This window comes from Nodosilinea sp. FACHB-141 (assembly GCF_014696135.1).
Classification (GTDB): Bacteria; Cyanobacteriota; Cyanobacteriia; order Phormidesmidales; family Phormidesmidaceae; genus Nodosilinea.
Window position 1 is genome coordinate 50,733 of record NZ_JACJPP010000010.1, and the last position, 18,529, is coordinate 69,261.

Sequence of the window (18,529 nt, forward strand, 5' to 3'; positions counted from 1 at the left end):
CTTTCGTGGTTCTAGGCTTATTTATCTCTCTTCAGAATGTTTCCAGCTCCACCAGAAGAGTGATTTTTTCCTGCGTAGCAAGAAATTATCATTGATGATGTGATGGGCTTTGGTTATCTGTCTAAAGGACCATCTTGAGTTTTTCTTTTCAAAGGGATCGCTATGCAAGGCAATTGCTTAACAGCAATTCCCAGTTTTGTCGCTGAGCAACTGGATTATGATGCGCTTCAGCCCCGCTTTTCACTAATTGCTAAACCGCCGCTGCCCCAGATGCAAGTTTCTGTGATTGTGCCGGTTCGCAATGAAGCAGAAATGCTGCCCAAGACGCTGCAAGCCCTGGCAGATCAGATCGATTTTGAGGGCAATTGCCTGGATGCTAAAAGCTACGAAGTGATCGTCTTGGCCAACAACTGCACTGACGCTTCAGCGGCGATCGCCCGCCAGTTTGCCCAACAGCATCCCCAGTTTCAGCTGCATGTGGTGGAACAGACTCTGCCACCAGAGACAGCTCACATTGGGCGAGTGCGCCGCATGCTGATGGATGAAGCTCATCGACGGCTCCAAGGGCTAGGGCAGCGCCACGGCATCATCGCCTCTACCGATGGCGATAGCCAGGTCGATCGCCAATGGATTGCGGCCATGCGGCACGAGATCGCTCAAGGCGCTGATGCCGTGGGCGGGCGCACAGTGACTCACCGAGCCGAGCGAGCGGCCTTAGATCGGGCGACTAAAACTTCTTACCTGCGTTTTGTAGGGTATCGATACCTGATCAAGCAGCTGGAAGACTATCTCGATCCTGACCCCTTTGATCGGGCGCCGCGGCACTACCAGTTTTTTGGCGCTAACTTTGCAGTCACCCACGAGATATATGCCCTAGCGGGGGGCATGCCCCTGCTGCCCACCTCCGAGGATGTGGCCTTTCACCGGGCAATTATCAAAGTGGGAGCCAAGGTGCGCCACAGCACGCTGATGCGGGTGACCACCTCGGCGCGCCGCCAGGGGCGAGCGACCCAGGGCCTAGCCGATCGCCTCAGCCAGTTTCAAACCCTAGGGCAGCGGCAGCAGTCTTTTTTGGTGGCATCGGCGGCCGAGGTTAGGGCAAAACTGCTGGTGCGTCGCGATCTGCGCCGCTGCTGGGTGCAGGCCACCAGCAACCAGCAGCACGCTGGGCTGGCACCCCAGCGCTTGACCCAGCTGGCGAAACGGCTGACAGTGCCCCTAGCCGAGCTACACGAGGCGATCGAGCAGTCAGCAACCTTTGGGGAGCTGGTGCAGCGGGTTGAGCACCGTCAGCAGGCGATGGGTCTCTGGCAACAGCAGTGGACAGCGGTACCGATCGAAATGGCGATCGCCGATCTGCGCCTCTGTCTGCACCAGCAGCGCCAGCAGGCTCTAGCTACGGACGCTCGTAGAGGTCTAGGCGGTAGTCGGCCGTGCGCTGACTGAACACAGCGTTGAGCGGTGCGATCGCCGCAAAGTCTTGAAAAGCATTGTGCACATCGTCACCCCGCAGGGGATAGCTGGGAGCGTCATGCAGCCAGTGCACCAGCAGCAAATGTCCGCCGGGCTCCAGCGACTCGTAAATGCGCCGTTGAGCCTTGAGCAGATCGGCTTGGCACCAGTAGTAGCCCACCTCTGACAGCAAGACTAAATCAAAGCTGTTGTCAGGATACTCGTGGGGCACATTCATCAGCTGAAAGCGCACCTGGGGGAGGTGCTGACAACGCTCTATGGCCCGCTCCTGAGCCAGGGCAGAAATCTCTACTGACAGCAGCGCGTCGCAGCAGGGGGCCAGCTGCTCGGTGAGCACCCCAATGGAGCCGCCAATTTCAAAGGCCGAGCGGTAGCGCGATTTGGTCAGAGCCGCCAAGGTGGCAGCGTATTTGGCCGCTTCATACTCGCTGGTTTCAAACCGCCAGGGGTCGGGGTCAGCTTGGTAGAGGGTGTCAAAAAAGTCGGCGGCGAGGGATTGCTCGGTCATGGAGTTTGCTCTAGATAAATTTCCCAGGGGTGGAGAAAGTTGGCGATCATCTCGGGCAATAGGCGAAACCCGGTGGGGTCATCCGCAATCAGATCGGTGGTTTGGGAGCGGTAGCAGTGGATGGCTTGCCGCTTGAGCTCAACCTGGGCCGCCACATCGAGCCGCCAGGCCCGGTAGCCCTCGGCCAGGGGCTGACGCTGGCGAGGGTCCCAGTCCCAAATTGGGTATTCGAGCCGTCGAGGCGGCTGGGGAAGGTTAGCAATCGCTCCTTGCACTAGCTGCCAACTCGCCCGATGGTCGCGGTGAGGGTCAAACTGGTAAGGCACAAAAATCGTTTGGGGAGCTGTTTGCCGCAGGTAGGTCTGACACAGCTCTAGGGCTGCCTGAGCGACAGGGTGATCGCCGGGGCGCGATAAATGGGGTACCTCCCCGTCAGGCAGGCCTAAAAACGTGACGCAGTCGGCGTCTACTTGGAGCAACGCCAGGGCTGCCAGAGTTTCGGCCTGGCGCACCTGCCGTAGCCTTGGAGGCGGATACTGCTGCGATCGCGGGTGGGAACGGGTGCCGTCGCTGATCACCAGCACATACACCGGGCAACCTATGGCTCGCAGTTGGGCAATAGCACCACCACAGCCCAGGGTTTCGTCGTCGGGGTGGGGGGCTACCACCAGTACCGGCGCTTTGAGACTAAACAATTGCAGAGGTAGCGCCGCCGCCGCAAAAGGCGACGAGGCCGGTGAAACATCCAGACTCACCATAGACGACTGGCCGGAGTCGTTTCAGCTAGGGCATAGCTTCCTACCCCCGCCAGGGCGGCGTCAAAAGCGGGTTGCCGCAGGTAAAGGGTCAAGTCGCGAATCACCCGCTCCATAGCGTGGGGCGACAGTAGTCCTCGGGTGCCTACCGAACGCTGGCACAGCTGCATGGTGTCTATGCAAATTTGCTCAATGGCGGTGCGCATCATGTTGGCATAAGCCACCAGCCGCGCCTGGTGAGGATGCACTACCTGGGGGGTGCCACCAAACTGCACGTCGTAATCAGCTAAGCGATCGGCGGCTCCGCGCAGCCAGAGATTGCCGCTTTCCAAGGCGATCGCCATCTGGCCCAGCCGCTCTTGCTGGTAGGGATGCTCGGTGCGTTGCTGACCCTGCAAATACTGCCGCGTCAGGTCAAATAGCGCCTCGGCACCGCCCAGCTGCACCGCAGCAAAGCGCACTACCCCGGCGGTCAGCCAGGGTTGTCGCAGGTAGTCGCCCGGCTGGCCAATCAACGCCTCGGCCCCTAGCTCTACGCCGGTAAAGTCAATCTTGTAGCTGGCAGTGGCCTGCATACCCATGGGCTGCCACCAGGTGCGATCGCAGGCCGTTCTCACCTCATCCATAGGCACAATGCACATTTGCCACGACCCATCGGGCAGCTTGCCATTCACAAAGGGGCGCTCCACGTAGCCGCCCCCCGAGCAAAAGGTCTTAGCTCCCTCCATCCGGTAGCGGTTTGGGCCAATAGGCACCAAATGCAGGCCCTCGGCATCTTCCGCATTCCAAACGCCAAACAGCTTGTGCTGATCTCGCGCCTCTCGGCCGTAGCGCTCAATTTGCTCCGCCGTGCCAAAGGTTTGAATCAGCTGCAGTGCATTCACATGCCCCTCATACACCCGCCCGATCGCCAAATTGCCTCGGCCAATGTGTTTGAGCAGCCTCAGCAGATCGTGGATCGAAGCGGCCTCAATGCCAAGGCCATAGCCGCCTAGGGTAACGCGCAGGGGAGCAGCTAAAAACCCTGCCTTGGCCAACTGCTCAAACTCATTCGCTGGAAATGCCCCCGGCTCGTCGACTGCCGCCGCCTGAGCTGCAAAGTCATCGGCCATCTGTACAGCCAGTTGAAGTAGCTCTGCGATCGCAGGTTTAGGCGTTAGCGGCAGGGTTAAAAGTTCAGCAGTGATAGGGACACCTCCTGGGAAAGGCACTGTAAGCAGCTACGACGCTGGTAATGCTCCTAAGAATGGCAGATGGCCTGACTTGTGCCCCTCTACCCTTTGAGATATTTGTAAAGATTGATGTCTAAATCCTTCAAAGGCCAACTTGAACAGACAAGAGGCCGTCAAAAAGCTGCCAATAGTGCGAAGACAAGACAGCAAATTCTTGCAACCAACTTTGTAGAACAGGGTAATTGAACTTCTAAGACTGACTAAACTGTGCAGCAAAGCACCTCGAACTGCTTCTTAGAAGAGTTTGAGGTGCTTTAGGCGAGCTTGAATGCAGATAGCGCTACAGCGCGGTCATTACCTTCAAGAATTCCTCTGACAGGCACGAGGTCAATGCACTCTTCTGACGGAAGAGTACCCCGGCTAAGAAGTAAATTCTTTCTGAGAAAAATGCTTGGCGACGGCGCTGAAGCTCCGTGATGGTATTCCTGACCTTAGGTTCTGAGCTGTAGTAGCCAAACTTGAGGGGAGTGACCATAAAGTCGACCACATCATAACCAAGTTGTTTAGCGTGGTTAATAGTGTCAACGGGGTTTGAATAGGCTGAAATCATCAACATCACCTGCTCACAACCTAACGTCAAGAGCTGATTAGTAATACCTGCCCCATCGGCACCACCGTGCAGAGACGGCATATACAAATTGTTGTCTGGAGCTGGCAGGTAAGGAGGATTTGCGATCAGATAACGCGCTTTTTCTGGGGAGCTGTTAAAGAAGCAGTTGTTATGAACTTGATAATAAGGTGTTAGACCATACTGCTCAATTCTAAGCTTCGCCAGCTTATAGGAGTCTGCATTTAGCTCATATCCTTGAATTGTTCCATCAAAGGCACTTCTGAGCAGGGCTTGAATTACAGGGCTACCATCGCCGGAACCAAATTCAATGATGGTGTCCGCTGAAGTGCTTTGCGATAGCACCATCTTCTCTAAACACTGGGCATAAAATTGAGACTCTTCAGGGCAGAAAAACACCTGATTAGGAGACTTAACCTCGATCGCAGCATCAGAGGCTAACACAGTTTTGTTCATAGCAAGAAAAGGATAAGTAGGTGAGGAGTAGATTGAAGCGTCAGGCTAGAGAAATTTGGGCAAAGGAGCAGTTGCCTGTTTGATGCACTGAATAATCGCATCGCCAGCCCGGTCTCCAATGAATTTTTCCTGGGCATAACCCAGCAAAATTTCCCAGGCATTGTCGGCGTACTGCTCTGCTAGGGGGAGCGCTACATCTTGCAGCATCCACAGACCGTGACGCTCATCTTCGCGAATATGCAATTCCCAGTATCCCGATGACTCTTCACTGAGGCTCAACCGTTGAGCCGCTATCAGATAGTCAGTGTAAATTGAAGGGCCAACAATTTCAAAGTAGGTGAGCCCGCCGTTGTAACGCAGAAAATAGCGCTTACATTCGGTTAGCAAAAAATTGTGGTTAATGCTGGCTAAGAGCTGCCAAGGGGCAAGGTCAAAATACCCTTCCGCCTTGGTGTTTAGGTCCATTTCGGCCATCATTTTAGCAAAAAAGGTCGAGTGCTTTCGGGCCAGGCGACCGTTGCCGTACTCCTCCATCAAAACACGGATCAGCATGGCCTGAACTTCGTTACTCGCCCCGCCTAAAATGCGAGACATGCGGCTAGCTTCCACTAAGCCATCTAAAGAAGCGATCGCCAGCAAACGTCGATAGCCCTCTCGGTCTAGATCTTCTCGCAGGAAGCGTCTGTTTTCGGTAACGGGTGGATTTAAGTCTGCCTCATACCAATCTCGCAGGGTCTGCTCTACATTCTGTTGCTGAAGAGATTTGACATCTATTTGCCCTAACTCCCAAGCTTGCCAGATCGACTCAATGCGATCGCGCACCCACTGCAAATATAGAGAGCGCTCGTTTTTGTAGTGAGATAAATCGTCGTACCAAAAAAGATTGAGGCGATTAATTCGGTACAAAACGCGCTGTAAAAACAGATGGGCGGAGTCATCACCAGGTTCAGAAGGATCCCCATAGGCTAGGGGAAGCGCCGCCGAAATAGCAGCTTCTAGCTCTTGGGTACAGTTGGGAACTTGGGTGACCTGCTGATCAAGATTTTCCAGGTTTAGCAGCTTGATTAGCTGTTCTTCAGCGGCGACAAAGTTAAAATCTTTGACTGTTGAGGAGCCATGTACTTCGTTTTCTGTCCTCAAGTCGCGATTGTTTATAACGGAAAACATGGATCTCCTTAAGAATCTCTATCTTATACATAAACTTTAACGATCAAGTGAAAATAACCTATCCGTCTCTGGGCAGAATCTTGTTCTGTCTGTTTCATCTGTCCTTGACGCGGTACAAAGGCATTTTTTCAGCATAAAGTCTTTCCCTTTTTTTAAGGGAAAGACTACTTGTCTTCTAAGGTATGGCTTTAGAGGTTGAGATATTCTCAATCTCTAAAGCTCAATCTAACCTAAAGACATTTCTATAAATCCAATTTTTGCCGAAAACGTTCTGCTATCTTTCTTCAGTGATGAAAGATAGCAGAACGCTACAAAGTTATTTTAAGACCTTGCCTTTATCAATCGTCAGATTTCCTTAGAGTCCAGGCTAAGGTTTTGCGTGGAGCCTCCATTAAAGCTTTAGTTAATTCTTCATTAGATTTGAACTGAAGCTGTGATAGGTAGGAGGCATCAACCATAACCGTAAACTTGTCGCAGGAAAATGGCCACGGCGTAACGCACAAATCGCCAGAGTCTAGCTCATGAACGTTGTATTGCTTGCCATCAGGGCCCTTGGTGATCTCAAGCTGACGGCCGGCTGCGGGTATCTGGCGCTGAGACAAAATCAGCGACATACGATCGCACCACCGCATGAAGGTATAAGCTTTTTCAGCGTCTTCTTGGGTAACGCCAAGTTCAGCCTGCCACTGGGCCTGACGCTGGCGCTGCTCCTTCAAAAAATTCGCCATTTCTGGGTCTTCTTCTCCCTTGGCCTGATTTAAAAAACACAGGTGCATAGAAATCAGCATCGCTACCCAGCGGCCCTGGTACAGCGCTTCGTCAGCGTGCTGTTTGAGTTTGTCGATGGGCGATTCTTTGTCGAGGGTGAAGTCTAGCGGTGCTCCTGCTTCGGTTAGCTCATTGCCTTCCCACTCTTTTTCGAGGTGGTCGTGATGGGCGATCGCGGCAATAGTTTCGTAGAGTCGGTAGGTTTTTTTGCTAAAGTCCCAATAGCCGGCAATTTGAGCCGCTAAAAGTGCGTGAGCACGGTGGTAAATAATTTCCCAGCCATCAGTTTGAAGATTGACGATCATAGACCTTGGTTTCGAAAAATAAAGTGGGTATGGCTAGTGGCGGTGTGAGTGCTGACGCAAAAAATAGCTAGAGCTAAGGTTTACCCATTCAGCAGATATCCAGACGGACCGTTGCAGGTTAACTCCGTCTGGATACTGGTTTTAATGGCTTACTTTGCTAAAGCTAAAACTAGCTGTTGGGCTGGGATCCATTTACCACGCCTCGAGCGTTTTCAGCGGCATTGTCAGCAGCGCGCTGGGTCGACTTACCAATATTTTTGACGGCTTCCTTAGCTGACTGACCCACGTCTTGGGCGGTTTCCTTAGCCGACTGACCGACGTCTTTGGCGGCGTCGCCGTACCGCTGAGGAATGGGCCTATCAATGTTTTCCTGAATCCGCTGCTCAGCCTGACGAATCATGCGATCGGCTTTGGCATCGGCCCCACTGGTATCCATGTCGGTATCTTTATGGGGATACATGCCCTCGCTGTCGGCGGTGGCTGGGTTGTTGCTGCCAGAGCTGTTGCCGGTCGGCAAAGCGGCTTGGGCGGTGCCACAAGCGGTTGTCGTCAGCACAACTAGGCCGGCTAAAAAGACAACTATCCACTGTCGTAAGGCGTTAGGGTTGAAAATGCGTTTTAGGGTTTGCATAAGTAATGCTCCTTTGAAGAACTAAATTTGAACAGTTTGCGATTTTTCCAAGGGAAAAGGCCGTCAATGAAATCTTCCTTGACCTTTGAGCAGTGAGCCATAAGGTAGTCCCTGCTGAGAGGCTGGTTCAAGAGCTTTGCCTGTGTAGCGAAAGATTGAAAGCTACAATAGACGCCCCTTGAAATAGCCTCTCAAATAAAGGAAGATTGGCCTGTCCACAAATTTCAGCGAATCAAGCGGCCCTACATTTGGCTCTGTAGCGACTGCTTGGTCTCCTTAAAGCGCATACCCAGTTGCTGCTGCTCTTCGCTCGACATGTTCTTGCGAATGGTGGCAAACATGGTGCTTTCTTCTTGGCGGGTGTGGTCGCCAATCATGGCCTTGAGCTCCTTGAGCTTAGCCATAAACTGGTCACCTGCCGAGGGCATGGCTTTAAGCTCATTGAGAATGCCTTCTATTTCAGCCGTTTCGTCAAACAGCTCTTGGGTGTCGTCACCATAGAACGGTTGTACCGCAGGGTAGACTACGGCTTCTTCAGCCTTGGCGTGCACCACGAGGTCTTTGTACAGTTGGCCAAACAGCGCTTTAACTTGGTCGTCGTTCTCTGCGTTTCTGATTTCGCTGATTAGGGTCCTGGCCTTCTGGTGATCCATAAAGATCAGGTCCATAACGTCGGCAGACTCTTTGTCAGAGGTTTGAGTAACAGCGCTGCCCACAACGCCAGTGGCGGCGGCAACAGCATCCTGCACCCGAGCCCACAGGCCCTGCTTGGGTTCTTGACCAGTGAGCTCTAGGGTTCCTAAGTACTCAAGCATGCCCTTGAGTTGCTCCTGGTGGGCACGGTTCTCGAAGTTGACGGTGTTGAGGGGAGCGATCGCTGCCTCGATATCTTGACCAACGACCTGAGCCGCTTTGTGAACTACCAGACCCGACATCACCTGGCCATGCTTCAGCAACTCGTGCTGAGCAATTTTCTCGTACATGCTCAGTCGAGAACTTGCGAGAGTTTCTTTTGCCTGGCTGACAAACTCCTGCACTGTAGGTTTAGGCTCAGCCTGGATCCCATATTGGGTAATGGCTGTTTCAACGATATCTAAATTCTTTTGGTCATCCTCAAGCATGTCTTCCAGACGATGGCGCAGGTGGTTATCGCTGCACTCGCTGAGAAACTGCTGCTCGTTATCAATAATCAAATTCTGAATAGCCTTGATGTCGGCTAGCTTCTCTGCGATCGCAGAACGCTTTTGATCGTCAAGCGTGGCAGGCATAGTGGAGGGGCTCCATCTTAGAATTCGCTCACAGTCTAAGGTTTCTAACCCAAGGTGATATCTGCCGATAGAGCTGATTACGTCTGAATTTTACTGGCGCAATCTATTCCCATAGGCACAGCTCTAAAGCTTCTCCAGACAGAATGGAAGCAATACTAGATTTAGCCAGAATAGAGTACCCAATTGCTTTTTCCTGGCGGCCACATTCACAGCAAAAGCTGCTCTCACCCCTGTTGAGCAGAGGTTAAGAGCAGCTTTGAGTGCAGTGCAACTACGAGCTAGTGATTTACCGCCACCTGGCTGACATCAACCTCGCGGGTGCCGTCAAGGTGACTGGCAATATCCACAATGCGGTCTAAAGCCGCACCGTCTACCGAGCCAGCTAAGCAGAGTGCGCTGCCATGTTGGGTCAGAGTTAGCGTGTCAATAGACGCTAGATCGGGCTGTTGGTCAAGGGTTTGAGCCAGCCGCCGCACCAACCCAAAAGAGTCGTATTCCCCTTCTAGGCCCATGCACTCAGGCGGCGGCGGTGGCGTGTGCATACCCGCTTTCTCTCGCAGTTCATCGTCGTAGGTGTTGGTAAGACCTGGAGTCATGGGGCTGTGCGATGAGGCCCCGTGGGCAGGGCCGTCATCGCAGTGATCAAAATCGATTTTGTTGTGCCAAGTCATGGTTCAAAAACAGGTTACTAAAGAATGTTTAAGGAACTGTAATTGATCTACCTGGCCTAATAATCGTTTGTGTCTGTAGCCCTATCCTCAACTTGTTTACTAATCAACACCAAACTCCTTTAACTCCTTTAATTGGAGTAATTGGGAATGCCCTAACTGCCTAAACCAGCCACAGACTTAAACCGATCTTTCAACCAGTTGCCGGCTTCTTTTAAATTATAAGCCAGGGGTTCTTGCACACTGAGAAATACCCGAGCACAGTTGCGCCCCGGCATGCCCGAAATCGAGCCGCCTGGGTGAGTGCCTGCCCCGGTCAAAAACAGCCCTTCAATTGGGGTTTGGTAGTTGGCCAGTTCGGGCAGCGGGCGAAAGAATACCATCTGGTCGAGGGTCATATCGATATGGTAGTGGTTGCCCTTGCGCACCCCAATCCGCTGGGTCAGCTCAGCAGGGCTTTCAACCCGTCGAGCCATAATCGACTGCTTGAGGTTGGGGGTGTAGTCGGCCAGCTTATCGATCACACGATCGGCGACCTTATTCTTCAGCTCATCCGTCCAGCCGGTGCCGAACAGCCCAGTGCCCTCAGCGTCTTTAACTTGATAGGGGGCAAAAAACTCAATCCATAGGGTGTGCTGACCCGGAGGGGCCATCGACGGATCCATCACCGTGGGAACCACCACATACAGCGAGGGATCGTGGTCGGGAATCAACCCCTGCATAGGCATGGTGTGGGCTGTTTCCACCTGATCCACCGTGTCGGCAATCAAGACAGAGCCAATCAGATACTCGTCTTGGTGATTGTAGGCCTCAAAGCGGGGCATTTCTGACAGGGCGCAGTCAATTTTTAGAATGCCTTCGTTGTTGTTGACGATGCGGCGATCGAGCCGTTCGCTCAGTTCAGGAGCAAAGGATTGGGCATCGGCGGCGGGCACCAAGTCTTGAAAGACTCGCTGGGCATCAATATTTGAGATCACCCCTTTGGTGGCACGGTACTCTTGCCCATCGGCCACGCGCACTCCCTCAACCCGCCCTTCGGCGTTAATCAAAAGTCGCTCTACCGCTTGGTCGCAGAGAATAGTGCCCCCGTGGTCTTCAACCATCCGTACCAGGGCCGAGACTAGGGCTCCTGTGCCACCACGGGGGCGAGCTACCCCAGGGTTATGACGCAGCCCCATCATCATTGAGCCAATGGCCAGGGTTTTCTCAGAGGGTGGGCCTCCTAGTTCTGACGACAGTCGCGCCAGGGGAGCTTTAACCACTTCCGTATCAAACCACTCGTTGAGGATGTTTTCGGGGCTAGTGAGCATGGTGCGCACCAGATCCAGCGTTTTATCTACACCACCCAAAACCGACAGTAGATCTTTAATGTTGTGCAGACCGTAGTTGCCTAGAATGTCGACGATAGATTTTGGCGGGGCGTTAAATATAGGAGTAATTCCCTGGGTGAGCTTGTCCCAGAAGGTCATGTATTCTTTGTATTTCACCGCGTCTCTTTCGCTGTAGCGAGCGATTTCGGCGCAGGTTTTGTCAACCGAGCGGTGGGCCAAAAACGCCCTGCCGTCGGCTTGGGGACAATAGGTAATTGGGTCGCAAAAGAGATACTCTAACCCGTACTTCTCTAGCTCTAGCTCCTCAACGACCGGCCCCAAATGAATGAACTCGTGGTCGATGGCGCAGAGGTTAAAATGAAAACCGGGGGCTTCCTCTGGCATAGCCTCTTCGGTAGTAGCAGCTCCGCCGGGGATTGACCGTCGCTCTAGCAACAGAACACTGTAGCCCGCTTTCAATAGATAACCGGCACAAACCAAGCCGTTGTGGCCTGCACCAATAAGAATGACATCAAACGTTTGCATAGGACGATCGCTCACAATGATGTCCCAATCGTAAATAATCTGTTATCTAGAGGCGACCTGTCGCGAGGTATAGATTCGCCTAAATAGCTCCCTTAGGTCTGCTTTAACGGAGCTGTTGTTTATCATTAAGATAAGTTTTGAATTATATTATCTGGCAGAAGTATTACGTTACTGTACTCCTTTAATTACCTTGAGATTGGTAGGTAATTCTGCCTTCCTAACCAGATCTTTACTTGCCAAAAACAAATAATTGCGTTAATTAAAAGTTATTTGCTGCTAGTAGAGATGCGATCGCCCCAGCTCAAGATCAAAAACTGAGTCCCTTCACGACAGTATTAACGTAATAAACCCCCTTCTTCTATTTAGGTAGAGAAGGGGGATAAGGCAGTTAACTGATTTGAAGTAAATGGCGCAGCTCCTTAGCTAGCTGACATCGTTTTTGTGAGGTGCTGGCGAATTTCTTGGATTTGCTCTGCCTCGGTCTGCTTAAGCCGATTAAACAGCTCAACGCATTCCTCAGAGTTGGCTTCGCGAGCGTCTTGAATGTACTTGTCGTAGGCGTTTAGAGCCTCGGCTTTGCTTTGCATAACGGTCAGCCAGTCATATTCCAGGTTGCTTACGACTTGCTGAGATTGGGTTCCGGTAGTCATGGCAATTGCCTCCAAGTTCTGTATTTACTGTGACTCTATTTTGGGCTTGCTCCCTCTCTCAAAGGAGAGTTTATGACTGAGTCGATAGATTAGCCCCGACGGGGAGAGTTGGCGGTCGGCAAATCGGTTGCTTCTGGATCAGAGCTGCTGGGCACATAGTCTTCGGCTGAGGACGAGGCACCAGACCCACCAGAACCATTTGGTCCCTCGCCAGCAGCAGCGTTGCGGGCTTCTTGCTGCATCAGTTCTGGATTCTGATGAATAGCAGCGGTTCTAGCGCCTGGATTGTCGGCAACTTCCTCTAGCAGTCTGTTTTGCTCGCTTTCTTTATCGTCAACGTTCGCCATCAATTCGTTTTCTTCGCTTTCGTTACCGTTTGCCATGGGCTTTGTTCCTCGGGTGATTGACAGTGTAGAGCCGTGACCAGGCCAACTGGACCCTGTCTAATTGACCTGGTGCTGGCTTACGTAAGTTTCCTCGTCTACCTATGCAGTGGTAGCAAAAGGTTTGAGGACGACCTTGATACAGTTGTCTTCTTTGTCACGAAAGATTTTGTAGGCGCGGGGAGCCTCATCGAGGGGTAGCCGGTGGGTAATTACAAAAGAGGGATCGATTTCTCCCTTTTGCACCCGCTCTAGCAGCGGCTTGAGGTATTTGTGAACGTGGGTTTGGCCCGATCGCATCGTTAGCCCTTTGTTGACAAAGGCACCCATTGGCACTTTGTCGATAAACCCACCGTAGACACCGGGGACGGAAACCTTGCCCCCCTTACGACAGGCGGCGATCGCCTGCCGCAGCACCTGAGGGCGATCGCTTTCCAGACGCACCGCCTGTTTCACGGTGTCGTAGAGCGCCATGGGGCCAGTGCCATGGGCCTCCATGCCGACGGAGTCGATGCAACTGTCGGGTCCCCGACCGCCGGTCATCTCTTTTAGGGCTTCCCCAGGGTCAAGCTCTTCGTAATTGAGAACTTCTGCTCCGCCAGCCTGGGCCAGAGCCAAGCGCTCAGGCACACGGTCAATAGCAATTACCCGCTCAGCGCCGAGCATAAAGGCACTGCGAATGGCAAACTGACCCACTGGGCCACAGCCCCACACAGCCACCGTGTCGCCGGGCTGAATGTCACAGTTTTCGGCCGCCATGTAGCCGGTGGGAAAAATGTCGGTGAGAAAGAGTACTTGCTCATCGGTGAGGCCATCGGGCACCTTGAGCGGGCCGACGTCAGCGAAGGGCACCCGCACGTATTCGGCCTGACCCCCGGCATAGCCCCCCATTAGGTGAGAGTAGCCAAACAAACCTGAGGGCGAGTGGCCGTAAAATTTCTCGGCCATCCACGCGTTGGGGTTGGAGTTGTCGCACAGCGACCACAGATCTTGGTTGCAAAAAAAGCAGCTGCCGCAGGAGATGGTGAATGGCACCACCACGCGATCGCCCTGCTTGAGGTTGCTCACCCCTGGCCCGGTTTCGACTACTTCCCCCATGAATTCGTGGCCTAAAATATCCCCTGATTGCATGGTGGGAATAAAGCCATCGTAGAGGTGTAGGTCAGACCCACAAATCGCCGTAGAGGTGATCTTAATAATGGCGTCGCGCGGATTTAAAATTGTCGGGTCGGGCACAGTGTCTACCCGAACATCGTGGGTGCCATGCCAGCAAACTGCTTTCATTAAACTTCTCCTGAGGTAGTTACGTTCAGCGATCTCGGTCAACGCCCGTGACAATGACGCATTAACCCAGGGGTTGGGAAATGGACAATGCCTAGGGGGCTTGGTAGCTCAACAGGATTTCACTCCTAGTTGGGGTAGCGGTCTAGGGTGGGGTTTCTCTCGGGCTGGATGGTGCTGCGGGGCGCATCGGTAGGCAACTTCTCTGAGGACAGCCCCGGTATCAAATTTTTGAGCCGATCGCCAATGCCGGGTTTTGACTCGGCAGGGGGCTGGATGTTCTTGCCCTGGCGATCGAGGGCCGTTAGGTCGACACCACCCTGGAAGTTTTCGTTGCTGATCGGGTTATGGCTAGGACGAACGGCACTAGTGTCACCAGCGCCAGTTTCAGGCGCATTGGCCGCTTGGGCGCTGGGCATGTAGCCGACCGAGCCAAACCAAAGGGCAATCGCCAGGACAGCCCATGCCACCCGCCGACCGAGCCGAGCCTTCACAACGGCGGTCTTAGCGAATGAGAAGAGAGAGGAGAGAGAATGAAACAAAGAATTCATGGCAATACGTCCAAAAACATGGGCAGATTAAGGCTAGGCTCCCTTGGGTTGACCGTCAGTAGTGGCGATTTCTCCGGTTTCCATCAGCTGCTTAAAGCGGCTGAGATCATCGCCGATCTGCTGTTCGGGTTCTTCGCCAAAGAGCTTGGCGATCGCAGCAGCCATAGCACCACCCGGCAGCTCATACTCCATGACCACTTTGACCTCGGTGCCGCGATCGCCAGTAGCGCGCTGAAACCGCACAAACCCAGAGTGGTTCACTTCGGCATCGTCAGTCGAGGTCCAGGCAATTAGGCGATCGGGCTGGTCATCCACGATTACCGCATCCCACTCAATGCTCTGATCGAGGGGGGCGTTGGCCACCCAGTGGGAATGCTGATCATCTTGAACCTGCACAGACTTGACATGGCGCATAAATTTGGGCAGGTTGTCAAACTTCCGCCAGAAGCTGTAGAGCTCTGCTGCCGAACGATTGATCGTGACGGTTTTCTCAACCAAGATGGACTTTTCAATACCAACGGCTTCGCCAACCTGCTTGAGCGTGCTTTTCTTTTGAACACCTTGATAGGCTAAGCTGCCACCGGCAGCCGCCATCAAGATCCCCCGCAGCGATCGCTGCTGCAAGCCGCCGAGCACCAAAGCGCCACCGCTAATGATTGACGCCCACCGCTCTAACTTACCGGCCTCCGTATCTTTTGACGGTTGCGTGCTAACGGAATCTTCCACTTCGATAACCTCTGGGCAAAAACGCTGTTTCTATGGGCTTGATAATCAACTCGCCCGACGGCTCAGGGCCATGGGGCGAGCTAGATTGAGAACTGGCTACTAGAGCTGAGACGAGCGCTCGGTGCTGAGCTCAGAACCCGTGCCATCGCGCAGGAAAGCAGGAGCTTTCTTGTCAAAGTAGTTGTTGATGAAGGTGTTCACCGCCGATAGCACCAGCGGACCTACCAGAAAACCAATGATGCCGGTGATGTAGAAGCCGGGCACCACCAGAGAGGCCAGCCACAGGCAAAGGCCGTTTAGAACCAGGGAAAATGCCCCGAAGCTAACGGCGTTGATAGGCATGGTCAGGGTTTGCAGCGTCGGCTTGAGAAAAGCGTTGACCACGCCGACCGAAGCAGCCGCGATCGCCGCTGCGGTTAGGGTGTTGATGGTAACCCCAGGCACAACTAGATCCACAACCAGCAGGCTAAGGGCCGTTGCCAAGCCAGATAAAAGAATGCTCCACATAGTGTCGTCTCCTGAAAAACTACAAGCCTTGGATAAGTGAAGTTTTGCCGGGCCTAAGTGAAGCGGTTAGTGGTTAGCAGCCTCAAACAAGCCAGGGCAACTGCAAATGGTCTAATTTGCTTCGCTTAATTCCACGGTAAAAACCTATGCCAATATGTGTGTCTACTATTGGATAGATAAGCAAAAATCTGTCCTGATGTTTTTTAGAAGCTTGGCGATCCTGTCGGCAGCGAAAAATCGGAAATTGTGAATGGTTTTCCTAAAATTTCTCACTCGGGAAGTCAGAGGAGAGGCCAAAAATTTCTGACCACGGCGAAAAAAGAAGACGGAATCGACAAGCTATGCCTTTTGGCGTAGGCATCTTACTGCCGGCGGGAGATATGGAATTTGGCTAGGTTATGTAAACTCCAGAGTTAAGCGGTGAAGTGCGCTAGCAAGAATGCGATCGCCCCCAAGGCCGGTCTCTGACAATTGCTTTGCGCCTTTACCTATAAATTTTGATTGGAGTAGACCTATGTTGATATCGTTAGAAATTGGAATGGTAGTGGTCGGTTTAGGCTTAGCCCTAATGCTGGTGCGTCTTCCTAAAGCTGGGCAGTCTGGCATAATCGCCATGATCTGTTTGGCTCTCATGCTGGTTAGCTTCACCCAACCCGCCTTCGCTGGTGCGGTTAACGGTGCGGCGATAACCGACGAGCAAAAAGACCTCAACGAGACGCTTCAGTCCACGCCCAACGACAGTCAATATGAGGGCATTGAGTATGCCGAAGCCAAAGGTACTCCTCTGGGCGATCAGGATATCACCGACAGAATCATGAGCAAAGTTCCTGATAACCTCAAGGTCGGCGTCTCCAACGGTGCTGTACAGCTATCGGGCAAGGTAAAGAGTCGCGACACGGCCCGAGCCATTATTGAAGATGTCAAAGCTATTCCTGGAGTACACGAGGTTTCCTACGATTTAGGTCTTAAGGAAATAACTCAATAAGCAACAGATAGAAGCTTATTTAATCGGCGGCACACCGCCGATTTTTTTGTGCCTAAATCATTAGAATTTTTATTATTTTTATTTATTAATTCCCAAAGTCTGAAAAGCTCGTCCAATAACGTATAAAGTGACTGTAGAAACATACAAAGCAGTTTAAATAGATTCAGTCACAGCCACAATCATTCGAGACTTAGTCAATGCCCAGCGAAATTAAGCCCTTAAATATAAACTCCACCTACGTTGTGATGGATGGTAGCGGCAATGCCATGCCAGTGTCAGTAAGCGACACCTTTTATGAAGAACTAAGCCGTACCTTTGGAGACTTTAAAAACAAGCGACTTGTCTCTCAACTTAACTTTGACCGCGATTGGGGCACATGGGAAATGCATCCTGCTGGTGAAGAGTTTGTGTGCCTGATCTCAGGGCAGATTGATCTCATTCTTAAGCAGAACGGTGTTGAAAACAGGCTGCCGCTAGACACCCCTGGCTCCTATGTGATTGTGCCCAAGGGCATTTGGCACACCGCTAAAGTTCACCAGCCCTGCTCTGTGTTGTTTATTACTCCTGGCGAAGGAACTCAAAATCGAGCTGTTTAGTGATTTAGGCGATCGCCGCAAAACATCCCTTTGGTTGGTCCGTAGCCAGATCAGTAGCCTTGAAGCTACCGACTATTAAGTAGACGAACCGAAAGCCTGATTAGGAAATGCGTCCTTTATCGCTGTAGTGTGAGGGCTGCCACTGACAGCAACCCTCACGCAGCTTTCTTTGAAGGGCTAGGCGGCGCGATCGCAGTTAATCATCCACGGTGTGCCAAACTGATCGACTACCATGCCAAACCGGGCCGCCCAAAAAGTCTCCTGAATGGGCATCTTAATAGTGCCATTCTCAGCCAGGGCTGCAAAGACATGCTCGGCCTTATCTGGATCTTCAATGGCGATTAAGACAGAGGTGCCTTTAGGCTCTTCAAAGTAGTCGGGCATGCTGTCCGCCCCCATAAGCTCCTGATCTCCTAGGATTAGCTGAGAGTGCATGATTTTGTCGCGCCAATCTTCAGGTGTTTGGTCGGCCATTGGCGATTCTCCATAGGTCATCTTGTCACCAACCTTGCCGCCTAAGACCTGCGCATAGTAATCGAATGCAGCCTCGCAATTGCCATTAAAGTTGAGGTAAGAATACAGTTTCATAGCGCCCTCCTAGGACTAAAAAATTCGTGAACAATTAAAACTGGTTTTCAACGTCAAGGGAGCGAAAACCCAGCTAGTGCAAAAAATGATGAGCGAAACGAACTGCTGAGACAGGTGTAGTGGGTCACACGAATTGATGACCCACCCAACAACTACTTACTGAGGGATAGCGCCGGGTTCCATGTACATCAGCTCCCAAATATGACCGTCTAAATCTTGAAAGCCGTGGGCATACATAAATCCGTGATCTTGAGGGTCGTTGTAGGTTGAGCCACCGCCACTAACGGCTTTGCTAACCAAGCTATCAACCTCTTCGCGGCTGTCGCAGGATAGACAGACTAGCACCTCGGTACTCTTGGTGGCGTCGCAGATAGGTTTGGGCGTAAAGGTTTTGAACTTATCGTTGGTCAAAATCATGACGTAGATGTCATCGCTGACAATCATGCAGGTAGCGGTTTCATCGGTAAACTGCGGATTGAATGCAAAGCCGAGCTGGGTAAAGAATGCGATCGCCTGGTCGAGGTTTTGAGTAGGCAGATTGACAAAAATTTTGCGTCCCATGGTGGGGTTCCTTATGCGATTTGTGAGGGCTGGAAATCGGCTGTTT

General features: G+C 52.4%; 21 protein-coding genes. 3 read left to right on the forward strand and 18 right to left on the reverse strand.

Annotated features, from left to right (window positions below; translation table 11 throughout):
• The first annotated feature begins 162 nt into the window (after positions 1 to 162).
• Positions 163 to 1,446, forward strand: a complete 1,284-nt coding sequence (locus H6F59_RS08235) for a glycosyltransferase family 2 protein (RefSeq protein ID WP_190697582.1) — start codon at positions 163 to 165, stop codon at positions 1,444 to 1,446.
• On the opposite strand, the gene H6F59_RS08240 is transcribed toward H6F59_RS08235, so the two are convergent.
• The 16 genes from H6F59_RS08240 to H6F59_RS08315 all read right to left on the reverse strand — a co-directional run bounded on the left by H6F59_RS08240 (position 1,397) and on the right by H6F59_RS08315 (position 15,753).
• Complete coding sequence (locus H6F59_RS08240; RefSeq protein WP_190697586.1) at positions 1,397 to 1,981, reverse strand: trans-aconitate 2-methyltransferase; 585 nt, start codon at positions 1,979 to 1,981, stop codon at positions 1,397 to 1,399. The two genes, H6F59_RS08235 and H6F59_RS08240, sit on opposite strands and share 50 nt — an antisense overlap.
• Positions 1,978 to 2,739 (reverse strand): PIG-L deacetylase family protein, encoded by a 762-nt coding sequence (locus tag H6F59_RS08245; RefSeq protein ID WP_190697591.1) that lies wholly within the window; start codon positions 2,737 to 2,739, stop codon positions 1,978 to 1,980. Before H6F59_RS08245 ends, H6F59_RS08240 begins: the two co-directional genes overlap by 4 nt.
• Positions 2,733 to 3,848 carry an acyl-CoA dehydrogenase family protein gene (locus H6F59_RS08250; RefSeq protein ID WP_242021357.1) on the reverse strand — a complete coding sequence of 372 codons (1,116 nt, stop codon included), beginning with the start codon at positions 3,846 to 3,848 and terminating at the stop codon, positions 2,733 to 2,735. The genes H6F59_RS08245 and H6F59_RS08250 overlap by 7 nt, the downstream gene beginning before the upstream one ends.
• 400 nt (positions 3,849 to 4,248) lie before the next feature.
• Entirely contained in the window at positions 4,249 to 4,992 is a 744-nt protein-coding gene (locus H6F59_RS08255) for an SAM-dependent methyltransferase (RefSeq protein WP_190697597.1), read from the reverse strand.
• Positions 4,993 to 5,037: 45 nt separating this feature from the next.
• On the reverse strand, positions 5,038 to 6,159 hold the full coding sequence (locus H6F59_RS08260) for an iron-containing redox enzyme family protein (protein ID WP_190697600.1): 1,122 nt from the start codon (positions 6,157 to 6,159) through the stop codon (positions 5,038 to 5,040).
• A gap of 338 nt (positions 6,160 to 6,497) precedes the next feature.
• Entirely contained in the window at positions 6,498 to 7,232 is a 735-nt protein-coding gene (locus tag H6F59_RS08265) for a DUF3891 family protein (protein ID WP_190520401.1), read from the reverse strand.
• Positions 7,233 to 7,401: 169 nt separating this feature from the next.
• Complete coding sequence (locus H6F59_RS08270) at positions 7,402 to 7,863, reverse strand: hypothetical protein (RefSeq protein WP_190697603.1); 462 nt, start codon at positions 7,861 to 7,863, stop codon at positions 7,402 to 7,404.
• Between the two features lie 242 nt (positions 7,864 to 8,105).
• Positions 8,106 to 9,131, reverse strand: a complete 1,026-nt coding sequence (locus H6F59_RS08275) for a hemerythrin domain-containing protein (protein WP_190697607.1) — start codon at positions 9,129 to 9,131, stop codon at positions 8,106 to 8,108.
• A 278-nt stretch (positions 9,132 to 9,409) separates the two neighbouring features.
• A complete protein-coding gene (locus H6F59_RS08280) occupies positions 9,410 to 9,802 on the reverse strand; it encodes a BON domain-containing protein (protein WP_190520407.1) in 393 nt (130 codons plus the stop codon).
• 152 nt (positions 9,803 to 9,954) lie between these two features.
• A complete protein-coding gene (crtO, locus tag H6F59_RS08285) occupies positions 9,955 to 11,655 on the reverse strand; it encodes a beta-carotene ketolase CrtO (protein WP_190697737.1) in 1,701 nt (566 codons plus the stop codon).
• Positions 11,656 to 12,074: 419 nt separating this feature from the next.
• Entirely contained in the window at positions 12,075 to 12,305 is a 231-nt protein-coding gene (locus H6F59_RS08290; RefSeq protein WP_190697610.1) for a hypothetical protein, read from the reverse strand.
• Between the two features lie 89 nt (positions 12,306 to 12,394).
• Positions 12,395 to 12,688 carry a hypothetical protein gene (locus H6F59_RS08295; RefSeq protein ID WP_199308892.1) on the reverse strand — a complete coding sequence of 98 codons (294 nt, stop codon included), beginning with the start codon at positions 12,686 to 12,688 and terminating at the stop codon, positions 12,395 to 12,397.
• A 102-nt stretch (positions 12,689 to 12,790) separates the two neighbouring features.
• Positions 12,791 to 13,972, reverse strand: a complete 1,182-nt coding sequence (locus H6F59_RS08300; RefSeq protein ID WP_190697613.1) for a zinc-dependent alcohol dehydrogenase — start codon at positions 13,970 to 13,972, stop codon at positions 12,791 to 12,793.
• Positions 13,973 to 14,097: 125 nt separating this feature from the next.
• Positions 14,098 to 14,520 (reverse strand): hypothetical protein, encoded by a 423-nt coding sequence (locus H6F59_RS08305; protein ID WP_190697616.1) that lies wholly within the window; start codon positions 14,518 to 14,520, stop codon positions 14,098 to 14,100.
• Positions 14,521 to 14,553: 33 nt separating this feature from the next.
• A complete protein-coding gene (locus H6F59_RS08310) occupies positions 14,554 to 15,246 on the reverse strand; it encodes an SRPBCC family protein (RefSeq protein WP_190697618.1) in 693 nt (230 codons plus the stop codon).
• A 99-nt stretch (positions 15,247 to 15,345) separates the two neighbouring features.
• Positions 15,346 to 15,753 carry a phage holin family protein gene (locus H6F59_RS08315; RefSeq protein ID WP_190697621.1) on the reverse strand — a complete coding sequence of 136 codons (408 nt, stop codon included), beginning with the start codon at positions 15,751 to 15,753 and terminating at the stop codon, positions 15,346 to 15,348.
• A 514-nt stretch (positions 15,754 to 16,267) separates the two neighbouring features.
• On the opposite strand from H6F59_RS08315, the gene H6F59_RS08320 reads away from it, so the two are divergent.
• On the forward strand, positions 16,268 to 16,738 hold the full coding sequence (locus H6F59_RS08320) for a BON domain-containing protein (RefSeq protein ID WP_190697624.1): 471 nt from the start codon (positions 16,268 to 16,270) through the stop codon (positions 16,736 to 16,738).
• Positions 16,739 to 16,935: 197 nt separating this feature from the next.
• Entirely contained in the window at positions 16,936 to 17,334 is a 399-nt protein-coding gene (locus H6F59_RS08325; protein WP_190697627.1) for a WxcM-like domain-containing protein, read from the forward strand.
• A gap of 177 nt (positions 17,335 to 17,511) precedes the next feature.
• Here the strand turns inward: H6F59_RS08325 and H6F59_RS08330 are convergent, their stop codons facing one another.
• Positions 17,512 to 17,922, reverse strand: a complete 411-nt coding sequence (locus H6F59_RS08330) for a VOC family protein (protein WP_190697630.1) — start codon at positions 17,920 to 17,922, stop codon at positions 17,512 to 17,514.
• Positions 17,923 to 18,078: 156 nt separating this feature from the next.
• Positions 18,079 to 18,483 (reverse strand): VOC family protein, encoded by a 405-nt coding sequence (locus H6F59_RS08335; protein WP_190697634.1) that lies wholly within the window; start codon positions 18,481 to 18,483, stop codon positions 18,079 to 18,081.
• Positions 18,484 to 18,529: the final 46 nt, after the last annotated feature.